At 72.4% G+C, this 12,093-nt stretch carries 13 protein-coding genes; 5 read left to right on the forward strand and 8 right to left on the reverse strand.

The window, feature by feature from the left end:
* Positions 1–237, forward strand: a 237-nt coding sequence (locus ACFQ87_RS27670) for a hypothetical protein (RefSeq protein WP_380613544.1), incomplete at its 5' end; no start/stop codon positions are given.
* A 167-nt stretch (positions 238–404) separates the two neighbouring features.
* Here the strand turns inward: ACFQ87_RS27670 and ACFQ87_RS27675 are convergent.
* Positions 405–1,409 (reverse strand): stage II sporulation protein M, encoded by a 1,005-nt coding sequence (locus ACFQ87_RS27675; protein WP_380613545.1) that lies wholly within the window; start codon positions 1,407–1,409, stop codon positions 405–407.
* A 243-nt stretch (positions 1,410–1,652) separates the two neighbouring features.
* On the opposite strand from ACFQ87_RS27675, the gene ACFQ87_RS27680 reads away from it, so the two are divergent.
* Positions 1,653–2,624: an RDD family protein gene (locus ACFQ87_RS27680; protein WP_380613546.1), complete on the forward strand. Its 972-nt coding sequence runs from the start codon at positions 1,653–1,655 to the stop codon at positions 2,622–2,624.
* Positions 2,625–2,653: 29 nt separating this feature from the next.
* On the opposite strand, the gene ACFQ87_RS27685 is transcribed toward ACFQ87_RS27680, so the two are convergent.
* Positions 2,654–3,283 carry a hypothetical protein gene (locus ACFQ87_RS27685; RefSeq protein ID WP_380613547.1) on the reverse strand — a complete coding sequence of 210 codons (630 nt, stop codon included), beginning with the start codon at positions 3,281–3,283 and terminating at the stop codon, positions 2,654–2,656.
* A gap of 109 nt (positions 3,284–3,392) precedes the next feature.
* Here ACFQ87_RS27685 and ACFQ87_RS27690 point away from each other — a divergent pair, with 109 nt between their 5' ends.
* Together ACFQ87_RS27690 and ACFQ87_RS27695 are read left to right on the forward strand one after the other, a co-directional pair.
* A complete protein-coding gene (locus ACFQ87_RS27690) occupies positions 3,393–3,905 on the forward strand; it encodes a SigE family RNA polymerase sigma factor (protein ID WP_380613548.1) in 513 nt (170 codons plus the stop codon).
* Positions 3,902–4,963 carry a hypothetical protein gene (locus ACFQ87_RS27695; RefSeq protein ID WP_380613549.1) on the forward strand — a complete coding sequence of 354 codons (1,062 nt, stop codon included), beginning with the start codon at positions 3,902–3,904 and terminating at the stop codon, positions 4,961–4,963. The genes ACFQ87_RS27690 and ACFQ87_RS27695 overlap by 4 nt, the downstream gene beginning before the upstream one ends.
* Before the next feature lie 110 nt (positions 4,964–5,073).
* On the opposite strand, the gene ahcY is transcribed toward ACFQ87_RS27695, so the two are convergent.
* From ahcY to ACFQ87_RS27725, 6 genes are all read right to left on the reverse strand, one after another.
* Positions 5,074–6,522 carry an adenosylhomocysteinase gene (gene ahcY, locus ACFQ87_RS27700; RefSeq protein ID WP_380613550.1) on the reverse strand — a complete coding sequence of 483 codons (1,449 nt, stop codon included), beginning with the start codon at positions 6,520–6,522 and terminating at the stop codon, positions 5,074–5,076.
* A 336-nt stretch (positions 6,523–6,858) separates the two neighbouring features.
* Positions 6,859–7,836: a cation diffusion facilitator family transporter gene (locus tag ACFQ87_RS27705; protein WP_380613551.1), complete on the reverse strand. Its 978-nt coding sequence runs from the start codon at positions 7,834–7,836 to the stop codon at positions 6,859–6,861.
* A gap of 24 nt (positions 7,837–7,860) precedes the next feature.
* Entirely contained in the window at positions 7,861–9,105 is a 1,245-nt protein-coding gene (locus ACFQ87_RS27710; RefSeq protein WP_380613553.1) for an SIS domain-containing protein, read from the reverse strand.
* A 56-nt stretch (positions 9,106–9,161) separates the two neighbouring features.
* Positions 9,162–9,344, reverse strand: a complete 183-nt coding sequence (locus tag ACFQ87_RS27715) for a Trm112 family protein (RefSeq protein WP_097237660.1) — start codon at positions 9,342–9,344, stop codon at positions 9,162–9,164.
* A gap of 111 nt (positions 9,345–9,455) precedes the next feature.
* Positions 9,456–10,841: a phosphomannomutase/phosphoglucomutase gene (locus ACFQ87_RS27720; RefSeq protein WP_380613554.1), complete on the reverse strand. Its 1,386-nt coding sequence runs from the start codon at positions 10,839–10,841 to the stop codon at positions 9,456–9,458.
* A 127-nt stretch (positions 10,842–10,968) separates the two neighbouring features.
* Positions 10,969–11,412 (reverse strand): DUF3499 domain-containing protein, encoded by a 444-nt coding sequence (locus ACFQ87_RS27725; protein ID WP_380613555.1) that lies wholly within the window; start codon positions 11,410–11,412, stop codon positions 10,969–10,971.
* An 84-nt stretch (positions 11,413–11,496) separates the two neighbouring features.
* On the opposite strand from ACFQ87_RS27725, the gene ACFQ87_RS27730 reads away from it, so the two are divergent.
* On the forward strand, positions 11,497–11,949 hold the full coding sequence (locus ACFQ87_RS27730; protein WP_380613556.1) for a metallopeptidase family protein: 453 nt from the start codon (positions 11,497–11,499) through the stop codon (positions 11,947–11,949).
* Positions 11,950–12,093: the final 144 nt, after the last annotated feature.

The raw sequence follows: 12,093 nt of genomic DNA on the forward strand, positions 1-12,093 counted from the left end.
GCTGTTGAGTTCTCAAGGAACGGACGCTTCCTTCGGACCGCCTTCCAGCGGGCCCTCCGGGCGCTTCGTTCTTTCGTGTTTCCAGCTTATCAGATCTTCTCGGCCGTTCTTACCGGCTTCGTTTTCTCTGAATTCCCGCTGGCGGGATTTCCTTCGAACTTCGCTCCGAAGCTTATCAAAGCTTTCAGTGTGCTCAGTCCGCGGGATTTGCTTCGTCGGAGGGCGCGCATTTCGTGAAACGCGCTCGCCTCGATTTCGGCGGTGTCGTAGACACTAACGCCCGGGCCCGACCGTTGTCCAGTCAGTCCCAACCGTTCAAACCTACTAGCCCGCCCTCACCACGTCAATGGTTTGGTCGGGATGCGAGAAGACTAGCAGGTCGGCGGCCTGTTGATCACGCCAGCTCAGGCCGCCACAGGCTGCAGGTCCGCCCGATCGGCCGCATCCACATCACCAGACTCTCCGCCCTCGGCAGCCTTTCGGCCCAACACCAGGGCGTAGAGAAGGAAGGCCGCCTCGGCCAGCACGCCGATGGAAATGCGCGCCCACGTGGGCAGACCGGACGGGGTCACGAAGGCTTCGAGGACACCGGAGACCGCCAGTACGGTCGCCAGGCCCATCGACATCCCGATGATCGAGCGGCCCTGTTCCGCCAGCGCCACGGTACGGGTGCGCGGGCCCGGGTCGATGACGGTCCAGCCGAGACGCAGGCCGAAGCCGCCGGCCACGAAGACCGCAGTCAGCTCCAGCAGGCCGTGCGGAATGAGCAGACCGAGGAAGATGTCGAGCCGGCCGGCGGAGGCCATCAGTCCGACCCCGATGCCGAGGTTGACCACGTTGCTCCACATCACCCACAGGACCGGAATGCCCAGCGCGATTCCGTACAGCAGGCACTGCACGGCGATCCAGGCGTTGTTCGTCCAGACCTGCGCCGCGAAGGAACTGGCCGGCCGGTCCGAGTAGTACGCCTCGTACTGGCCGCCGGGGCGGGTCAGCTCCCGCAGCTCGTCCGGGGCGATGAGGCTGTTGCGGACCTCCGGGTGGGTCGCCATCCACCAGGCGAGCAGTGCGGTGGCGATCATCGACACGACCGCCACCGGCACCCACCAGCGGCGGGCGCGGTACAGCGCCGCCGGAAAGCTCACCGTGTAGTAACGGGCGACGTCCTGCCAGCCGTTGGTCCGGGCGCCGGTCACCGCGCTGCGGGCCCGCGAGACCAGACCGGTCAACCGGCTGACCACGGCCGGGTCGGGCGCTGCGGCCTGGACCTTGGCCAGGTGGCCGGTGACGCGCTGGTACAGCCCCACCAGCTCGTCGGCCTCCTCGCCGTTGAGCCGGCGCCGACGGGCGAGGGCGTCCAGCCGGGCCCACTCCCCCTGGTGGGTGGCGACGAAGACGTCCAGGTCCATTCGGCGGCTCCATGGTCGGCGGTGGGCGCGTGGCGCGCGTACGCGGTCGGGCAGGTACGTACGGACACGTGCGGCCCAGCATGCCAGGAGTCGTCGCCGCCACGGCCGTCGGGATCTCACTTCCCGTGCGCCCACCGGGCGCCGTATGTTGGCGGCTGCGGATCGGACTGCGGAGAGCGGGTCGTGGGGGGCCGATCCGTTCGAACTCCCCTTTCCCCGCATGAGCGTGAACGGACAGGTGTCTTGAGCGACCTGGTGACGGGTGAGGCGGTCGTCCTCGACCTGCAGACGGCGAAGCTTCCGAGCAGGGCGCTGGCGATCGTGCTCGACCTGCTCGTCGAGTTCGCCGCCCTGTTCGTCGTCTCGCTGGTACTGAGCGTCACCCTGATCGACCTCGACGGTGCCGCCGCGGCGGCCGCGCTGCTCGGCCTGATGGTGTTCTTCCTGGTCGGCCTGCCGGTGATGATCGAGACCCTCACCCACGGACGCTCGCTCGGCAAGGCCGCGCTCGGCCTGCGGGTGGTGCGCACCGACGGCGGCCCGGTCCGGTTCCGGCACTCGCTGGTGCGCGGGCTGGTCGGCTTCATCGAACTGATCGTGACCACCGGCGCCGCGGCCGTGATCACCTCGGCGGTGAACTCGGACGGCAAGCGGCTCGGCGACATCTTCGCCGGGACGGTGGTCGTCCGCGAGCGCACCCCGGGTGCGGGCGGGCCGACCAACCCGCTGCCCCCGGTTCACCCGCAGCTGCTCCACGACATGGGCCGCGAGCTGGTCGCGATGGACCTGTCCGCGGTGCCCGAGCCGCTCTGGCTCGCAGTCCGCCAACTGCTCGGCCGGATAGGACAGTTGGATCCGTCCGTCGCACTCCGGATGGCCGTCGGACTGGCCGGGGACCTGTCCGCCCGGACCGGCCACCCGATACCGCCGGGGCTGCACCCGGCCGCCTACCTGGGCGCGGTGCTCACCGAGCGCCAGCGCCGGGAGTGGCTGCGCGCCCAGCAGCAGTTCGCGGCACAGGCGGCCGCGCAGCTGCCCGCCCCCCACCCGGCCGCCCCGGCAGCACCGGTGGCCCCGGTCGACGGACGGCCCCACCGCGTCCTCGGAACGCCCGTGCCCACTGTGCCCGCCCCGTTCTCGGCCAACCCCGCCCCGGCCCCGGCCCCGTCCTTCGACAAGCCCGCCCCCGACACCGGCTTCGCCCCGCCCGCCTGAGCCCCGCCCGCCTCAGCCCCGTCGCTCCTCTACTCCCCCACCGGCCAGGCGTTCGGCGGCGACGCCAGCTCCTCCAGTTCGATCCCCTCGGCCGCCAGCACCACGTCCCCCGCCAGGTGCACGACCTGCTGCTCCCCCGTCTCCAGGTCAGCCACCTGGTACCGCTCGACGAGCAGCGGCCCGGAGTCCGTCTCATGGGTGTCGACGCCCTCCAGCAGCCACCCCTGGTCGAAGGTCCGCGGCGCCAGCACCGGCTCGGTGAACGCCACCAGCCGCACCCGCGCGCTCGCCCCCTCCCGCAGTCGAAGCATCCGGGCGGTGGCGACCAGGAAGCCCGGCGAGCGTCCGGTGAAGCCGTGTGCCCGGTCGTGCCCCTCCACCGCCGACGCGCCGCCCGGGTCCGCCGCGTCGGTACGGACCCAGGCCACCCCGTCCACCGCACCGCCGCGCACCTGCCAGCCGCCGGCCCGCAGCTCCATCCGCAGCGGCCGGGCCCGCGAGTCCAGCGTGAGGTCGACGCTGCCGATCACCCGGCCGTCCGGCGCGTAGGTCTTGGAGACGTACCGCCACCCGGCCGCCCCGGGCGCGCAGCTGAAGCGCTCCTCGCCGAGCAGCAGGTGGTCGTGAGTGTCGTGGAGCGAGTACCGACCGTTGGGCATGCCCGAAAGCCTACGTGCGCGCCCGCATGCAACATTCTCCGGACCTCCGCGCATTAGTGGGGTGGACGGCGCGGGAGAGGCGCCGCCGCCACGACGAGAGGGGGTGCGGATGGCGAAGCAGACACGCGACGCGGAGTTCACGGAGTACGTGGCCTCCCGGAGCGGCTGGCTGCGGAAGGTCGCCTATCTGCTGTGCGGGGACTGGCACCGGGCCGACGACCTGGTGCAGGAGACCATCACCAAGCTGTACGTGCACTGGGCGAAGGCGAGCCGCGCGAAGAACGTGGACGGCTACGCCCGCCGGACGCTGGTGAACACGTTCCTCGCCGAGCAGCGCACCTCCTGGTGGCGCCGGACGGTACGGACCGGCACCGAGCCGGACATCGCGGCCACGAGCATCGACCTGGACGTCTCGCTCGACCTGCGCAAGGCCCTGGCCGCGCTCCCGCCGCGCCAGCGCGCGACGGTCGTACTCCGGTACTACTGCGATCTGTCGATCGATCAGGCGGCCGAGGCACTGAACTGCTCCTCCGGCAACGTGAAGAGCCAGAGCGCGCGCGCCCTGGACACCCTCCGTCGCAGCCTCGTTCTCGTCCCGGCCCTCGCAGAGAGGACGTCATGACCGCCACCGATCACTATGAGCTGACCGCCGCCCTGTCGGCCCTCGCCGACGAGCCGGCCCCGCCCGCGGCCTTCGACATCACCTCGTCCATCACCCGCGGACGGGCCCGCCTGCACCGCCGGTACCGGGCCACGGCCGGCGCGGTGGCCGTCGTGGCGGCCGCCGCCCTCACGGCCACGATGCTGACGAAGCCCGGCAACACGGCACCGGCGGTGCAGACCCTCCCAGCGGTCACCGCGACGGCGACCCCGACTCCGACGTCGACCGCCACCGGAGCCGCCGCGGACCCGCTCAGCACCGAGATCTCCTACGGCTGGCTGCCCGACTGGGTGGACCAGCCGGGCCGGATCGACCGCGAGGTCCAGGCCCGGGGCGTCTACTCCGCGCACAAGGACACCGGCCGGAACATCCCGCGCCTGAACCTCCAGCTCTACCCGGCCGGAGTCGAGCCGCCGATCGACTACCAGGCGTCCCCGTACGAGATGCACCTCAAGCGGGAGGACGCCCCCCCGATCGACGGGCGGACGGCCTACTGGACGACCCTGCCGAGCGGGACGCAGACGTGGTCACTGCGCTGGCTGACCCCCTCGGGCCGCTGGGCGGAACTCGGCGCGAGCAACGGCACACCGGAGCAGACCGGCCGCGACGTGCTCCTCAAGGTGGCCAACGGCGTCAAGTACGGACACCGGGACGTCCCGCTGCCGGTCCAGTTCACCGGCCTGCCCGAGGGGTTCGGCACGCCCGACGTGGTGCAGCTCTCCCGCCCGGACCCGGGCGGCCGGGGAGCCTGGAACCTCTACCTGAAATTCCAGGTCCAGGGAAAGACCGTCACCCTCGAACTACGGCCGGACACGGACGAACCCGGCACGATGCCGACCGCGCACCCCACCCCCGCCCCGACCTGCGAGTCCCGGAACGGGGTGTGGATCTGTGCCGACGCGCCCGCGGGCACGCCGCAGGCCCTGGAGCAGATCGGCGGGCTGTCCGGGCTGCTCTCGCGCACCGAGCCGATCGGCGTGAACGAGCGCGACTGGACCACCGACGTGTTCGTCCGCTGAAACGGCCGGACAACCGCCCGACCCGCGCCGAACACGCCGGTGGCCGGCACCCACGGGGGGTGCCGGCCACCGGCGTTCGCCTGTCACCGCGTCAGCGGCGGCTCACCGCGTCAGTAGCGGTACTGCTCCGGCTTGTACGGGCCCTCGACCGGAACGCCGATGTAGTCGGCCTGCTCCTGGGTCAGGGTGGTCAGCTTCACGCCCAGCGCGTCCAGGTGCAGGCGGGCGACCTTCTCGTCCAGGTGCTTCGGCAGCACGTAGACGCCGATCGGGTACTGCTCGGTCTTCGTGAACAGCTCGATCTGGGCGATCGTCTGGTTCGCGAAGGAGTTGGACATCACGAAGGACGGGTGGCCGGTCGCGTTGCCCAGGTTCAGCAGGCGGCCCTCGGAGAGGACGATGATGGTGCGGCCGTCGGCCTTGCGCCACTCGTGGACCTGCGGCTTGACCTCGGTCTTCACGACACCCGGCAGCTGCGCCAGGCCGGCCATGTCGATCTCGTTGTCGAAGTGGCCGATGTTGCCGACGATGGCCTGGTGCTTCATCCGCTCCATGTGGGAGGCCAGGATGATGTCCTTGTTGCCGGTGGTGGTGATGAAGATGTCGGCCGTCTCCACGACGTCGTCCAGGGTGGCGACCTGGTAGCCGTCCATCGCCGCCTGGAGCGCGCAGATCGGGTCGATCTCGGTGACGATGACGCGGGCTCCCTGGCCGCGCAGCGACTCGGCGCAGCCCTTGCCGACGTCGCCGTAGCCGCAGACGACCGCGACCTTTCCGCCGATCAGGACGTCGGTGGCGCGGTTGATGCCGTCGATGAGCGAGTGGCGGCAGCCGTACTTGTTGTCGAACTTCGACTTGGTGACCGAGTCGTTGACGTTGATCGCCGGGAACAGCAGCTTGCCGTCACGGTGCATCTCGTACAGGCGGTGGACACCGGTGGTGGTCTCCTCGGTCACGCCCTTGATGGTGGAGGCGACCTCGGTCCACTTGTTCGGGGTGTCCTTGAGGGTGCGGTTGAGCAGCTCCAGGATGATCCGGAACTCGTCGTTGTCCGCGGTGGACGGGTCCGGAGCGGCACCGGCCTTCTCGAACTCGACACCCTTGTGGATCAGCAGGGTGGCGTCGCCGCCGTCGTCCAGGATCATGTTCGGCGTCTGGCCGTCAGGCCAGGTCAGCGCCTGCTCGGTGCACCACCAGTACTCCTCCAGGGTCTCGCCCTTCCAGGCGAAGACCGGCACGCCCTGCGGGTTCTCCGCGGTGCCCTCCGGGCCGACGGCGATGGCGGCGGCCGCGTGGTCCTGGGTGGAGAAGATGTTGCAGGAGCACCAGCGGACCTCGGCGCCGAGCGCCGTCAGGGTCTCGATCAGCACGGCGGTCTGGATGGTCATGTGCAGCGAGCCGGTGATCCGGGCGCCGGCCAGCGGCTGCGACTCGGCGTACTCGGCGCGGATCGCCATCAGGCCGGGCATCTCGTGCTCGGCCAGCTGGATCTCCTTGCGGCCGAACGGCGCCAGGGAAAGGTCGGCGACCTTGAAGTCACCGGTGATGTCGGTCGACATGCGTCTGCTCCTCGCTGATGGGGTGGGGCACGGCCATGGTCCGGATGTGTCGCGCATGGCGGGCCGTACGGACGCACGGCTACGCCGGGGCTGCCGGATCCCGTGGTGGCGGGCCGACTCCCTGCTGCGCAGCACAAACCGTCGGAGGACCTCTCTCCCTCGACCGGCGCACACCCTACGGGCGCGGACCGCCGATCGACCGCCATCAGCAGCGACGTTCTGGCTCTGGTGACGAATCTACACCGGCGGCCCCACCGGCCGTCCGCCGATGACCGATTTGGGCCGCGGATCCGACCGCCGCTCGACCCGGACACCAGCCGGGGCCGGGACGGTCCGTCAGTGCGCGGCGCCGGGACCGGGCCCGCCCGGAGTGGCGGCCGGGTCCTCGCCCGCGGCGGCCTTCTCGGCGCTGTAGACGTCCGGTTCCAGGTAGATCGCCCGGGCGATCGGGACGGCGGCGCGGACCCGCTGCTCGGCCGCGTCAATCGCCTGCGCCACCCGGGCAGCGCTGTCCTGCGCGTTGACGGAGACCTTGGCGGCGATCAGCAGCTCCTCCGGGCCGAGGTGCAGGGTTCGCATGTGGATCACTCCGGTGACCGCCTCGCCGTCCACCAGCGCGGCGCGGATCCGCCGCACCGACTCCTTGTCGGCGGACTCGCCGAGCAGCAGCGACTTGGTCTCCAGGGCGAGCACCACGGCGATCACCACCAGCAGCACGCCGATGCACAGGGTGCCGACGCCGTCCCAGACGCCGTTGCCGGTGATCACGGTGAGCGAGACGCCGAACAGCGCGAGCACCAGGCCGATCAGCGCGCCGGTGTCCTCCAGCAGCACCACCGGCAGCTCCGGCGCCTTGGCGGTGCGGATGAACTGCACCCAGCCCTGACGGCCCTTGGCCTTGGCGGACTCGCGCATCGCGGTGAGGAAGGACCAGCCCTCCATCGCGATGGCGAAGACCAGCACGCCGACCGCCCAGCCCCAGGAGTCCAGCGCCTCCGGGTGGTTGACCTTGTGCCAGCCCTCGTAGACCGCGAAGAGGCCGCCGACGCTGAACAGCACGATGGCCACCAGGAAGCCGTACACGTAGCGCTCGCGGCCGTACCCGAACGGGTGTTCCTCGTCCGCCGCCCGGCGCGCCCGCCTGCCGCCGACCAGCAGCAGCACCTGGTTGCCGGAGTCGGCCACCGAGTGCACGCCCTCGGCCAGCATCGAGGAGGAGCCGGTGAAGCCGAAGGCGGTGAACTTCGCCACCGCGATCGCCAGGTTCGCGGACAGCGCCGCGACCAGTGCCTTCGTCCCACCCTCTGTACTCATGCCGCCAACTTAACGGCAGCACGCTCAGGACTGCGCGGCGGCGAGCCCCAGGTAGACGGCGGCGAAGTCGGTCAGCGCGATCAGGTCGGCCAGCGCGAGCAGCGGGTCCGCCAGGGTGCTCGCGTACTCGGTCAGCCGGACGTCGTGGGCGGCGGCCAGCCGGTGCGCGCGGCTGACGCCGAAGCTGCGCGGGCGCACGTCGTCCTCCGGCACCTCGGCCGGGCCCTCCGGCTCCTCCGGCGAACCGGTGCCGGGGACGTGCCGCAGCAGCAGGACCTGCAGGTGCAGCGGGTCGGGCTCCTCGACCCGGTCGCGGAAGAAGTCGTCCGGGTCCGCACCCGCGCCCAACTGGCCGGTGAACATGCCGCGGTGGGCGGTGAGCACCTGGGGCAGCGGCCCGGCCAGCGCCGGACGCCCGGCCCGGTCGGCCAGCTGGGCGGCGAACCGGGCTGCGGCCGCCCCGGCGATCGGGCCCTCGGCCCACAGCAGCGGGACGGTCCCGGCCAGCCGGGCGGCCAGCCCCTTCGCCGGGTTGGTGTACGCGGCGGCGTCCGGGCGGCAGCGCACGGCGGCGGCGTCCAGCAGGTCGGCGACGCTCGACAGGGCGTCGTACGGCAGCTGGGTGAGACCGAGCTTCTGGGCGAGCGCCAGCATCGGGGTCAGGTGGGACCAGAGCGCGGCCGGGTCCTCGGCCGGGAGGTCCGGCTCGGCGGCCGGCACGACCGGCAGGCCCTCATCGGGCAGCACCGAGGCCGTGTACGGCAGCGGCAGCGCGCGCACCTGGAGCGCGGCCTCGGCCAGCGGGCTGCCCGCCGGAGCGGTGACGACGAGGGCGCAGCCGCGCGCGTACGCCTGCTCGGCGAGGCTGATCAGGCCCTGCTCACCGCCGTCGGCGGAGCTGATCACCAGCAGGTCGAGCGGGCCGGCCCAGCCGGGCAGCTGCCAGCCGAGTCCGGCGGTGAAGGCGGGCGGTGCGCCGGTCCGGTCGGTGCGCGGGGCGGCGGCCTCGGTCGGCGGCAGCGGGGTGACCAGGCTGGCGGACCCGGCCAGTGCGGCCAGGATCTCGCCCGCCGTGAGGGCGCTGCCGTGCCCGGCGACCAGGACGGCGCGCGGGCGGCCGTCCGGGCGCAGCCGGTCGAGGCCGGCCGCGTCGGCCTGCCGCAGCGCGGTGCGGACCCGGGCACCGGCGCCGGCCAGGGCCAGCAGGGCGCGGTCGTGGTCGGCGCGCTGGAGGGCGGCCGGGTCGTCGAGCAGGGTGTCGTCGAGCATGCGGCGGGCCTCCGGCTGTCCTGTGGGCGGCGGGCGCGGGTGGGGGCTTCCCAGGATCAGGCCGGGCGGCGGGCCTCGTCCACCAGGAGGACCGGAATGCCGTCCCGGACCGGGTAGGCGAGGCCGCAGTCCGCGCCGGTGCAGACCAGCTCGGGCTGCTCCTCGGTGCCGCCCTCGGCGAGCGCGGCCCGGCACTGCGGGCAGACCAGGATCTCCAGCAGGAAGGATTCGAGCTTCATGGGGCTCTCCAAAGTTCGGGGGTGGCACGGAGGTGCCCCGGCCGATAGGCAACCCTACCGGCCGGGGCACTGGGGCCTGTTGCCAGGCGCGCTTCGCTCAGCGGCGCTCGGTCAGGCGCGGACGATGGCGAGCACGCCGTCGCGCAGCTCGGCCATCTTCGCCGGGTCCTTGGCCTCGACGTTGAGGCGCAGCAGCGGTTCGGTGTTGGAGGCGCGCAGGTTGAACCACCAGTCCGGGCCGGCCACGGTGAGGCCGTCCAGCTCGTCCACGGTGGTGCCCTCCAGGCCGGCGTAGGCGGCACGGACGGCGGCCGAGCGGTCGGCCTGGTCGGCGACGGTGCTGTTGATCTCGCCGGAGGCGGCGTAGCGGTCGTACTCGGCGGTCAGCGCGGAGAGCGTGCCCGGCTGCCCGCCGAGCGCGGCCAGCACGTGCAGCGCGGCCAGCATGCCGGTGTCGGCGCGCCAGAAGTCGCGGAAGTAGTAGTGCGCGGAGTGCTCGCCGCCGAAGACGGCGTCGGTGACGGCCATCTCCTGCTTGATGAAGGAGTGGCCGACCCGGGTGCGCACCGGGGTGGCGCCGAGCTCGCGGACCACCTCGGGGACGGTCCAGGAGGTGATCAGGTTGTGGATGACGGTCGGCTCGGCCTCGCCGGCGGCCTTGGCGCGGGCGATCTCGCGGACGGCGACCAGGGCGGTGATGGCGGACGGGGAGACCGGCTCGCCGCGCTCGTCGACGACGAAGCAGCGGTCGGCGTCGCCGTCGAAGGCCAGTCCGATGTCGGCGCCGACCTCGCGGACCTTGGCCTGCAGGTCGACCAGGTTCTTCGGGTCGAGCGGGTTGGCCTCGTGGTTGGGGAAGGTGCCGTCCAGCTCGAAGTACATCGGGACGAGCTCGATCGGCAGGCCGTCGAAGACGGTCGGCACGGTGTGGCCGCCCATGCCGTTGCCGGCGTCCACCGCGACCTTGAGCGGGCGGATCGCGGTGAGGTCGACCAGGCCCAGCAGGTGGTCGGCGTAGCCGCGCAGGGTCTCCTGCTCGGAGAGCGCTCCGGGCTTGACGTCCTTGGCCGGGACGGTGACGGTGTCGTCCTCGGCGGTCCAGGACTCGACCAGCTCGCGGATCTCGGCCAGGCCGGTGTCCTGGCCGACCGGGGCGGCGCCGGCCCGGCAGAGCTTGATGCCGTTGTACTGGGCCGGGTTGTGGCTGGCGGTGAACATCGCGCCGGGCAGGTCGAGCTTGCCGCTGGCGTAGTAGAGCTGGTCGGTCGAGCAGAGGCCGATCTCGACCACGTCGGCGCCGTAGGCCGCGGCGCCCTCGGCGAAGGCCCGGCTGAGCGACGGGGAGGAGGGGCGCATGTCGTGGCCGACCACGATCGCGGACGCGCCGGTGACCTGCACGAAGGCAGCTCCGAAGGCCCGGGAGAGGCTCTCGTCCCACTGGTCCGGGACGACGCCTCGGACGTCGTACGCCTTCACGAGCTGCTTGAGGTCGCGCACTGCGGCTCCACCCTGGTTCTGTGCTGATCGATACGTCGGGCCACCGGCCCGTCCGGTCGACGGGTCACGGTGACGTCAGACGGGCAGCGTACCCGGGCCGGGCGAACGCTCCGTGCCGGGTGATGCGTCAGTTGTCGGGAGAGCGCAGCACCCGGAGGTGGCCGCGGCGACTGCCTTCCGTGGACTCGCCCTCGGTGGGGCGGCCCTGACGGGGGGTCGACGGGCGGGCGGCCTCGCGCACGGCGTTGGCGAGGGCCTCCAGGTCGTCGCTGCTGCGACGCAGCGGCCCGGCCTCGGCGGCGAGCCGGACGACCTCCCAGCCGCGCGGGGCGGTGAGCCGCTCGGCGTGCTCGGCGCACAGGTCGTAGCAGTGCGGCTCGGCGTAGGTGGCGAGCGGGCCCAGTACTGCGGTGGAGTCCGCGTAGACGTACGTCAGCGTCGCGACGGCCGGTCGGCCGCACGCGGTCCGCGAACAACGACGTACAGAGCTCACGAGGGTGGACGGTACCGCACTCCCCGCCGGGGAGCGAAGACCGCCTGCCCGGAGGCGGTCCCGTGTCGCCCGCCGCACGCTCGTCAGTGCGCCGATCCCCCGGGCGTTTCCCCGCCGGAGTGGTCCACTTCCGACCGTCCAAGGACTACTCTCGGCAGTGATATGGACAGCTCCGCACCGCAGTCATCGACAGGGCCCTCGCGCCGCCCCCGGCACCGCGACCGGCACGGCAGAGGGCTGCGCGGCCCCCTGGCGCCGCCCCAGGTGCCGATCTCGCTCACCCGCTCCGAACTGTTCGACGACTACGTGCGCGAGTCGGTGGAGCGGCTGGAGCGGCGTTGGCCGCAGCTGATCGAGGTGGAGTTCGCCGTCCAGGAGGTGCCGCTGCACGAGGCGGGCGGCGCCGACACCGAGGACGGCGTGCCGCTGGGCCGGGTGTCGCCGGGCGAGAAGGGGCGCAAGAGCCAGATCGTGGTGTACCGGCGGCCGGTGGAGATCCGGGCGAAGACCCGGGAGGACCGGGCGGCGCTGGTGCACGAGATCCTGATCGAGCAGGTGGCCGAGCTGCTGGGGCTGTCGCCGGACGCGATCGACCCGCGCTACGACGAGGAGTGAGCGCCGGGGGGGGGGGGGAGGGTTGGGGGGGGCGGTCCCGAGGGAAGGGGGGAGGAAGAAGAAAGAGCGGGGCCGGGGGGGGGATGGGGGAGCGGGGGGGGTGGGGGGGTGGGGAGAGGGGCGGGGAGGGGGAAGAAGCACATA

This window comes from Kitasatospora sp. NPDC056531 (assembly GCF_042794375.1).
In the GTDB taxonomy this organism is placed as follows: domain Bacteria; phylum Actinomycetota; class Actinomycetes; order Streptomycetales; family Streptomycetaceae; genus Kitasatospora.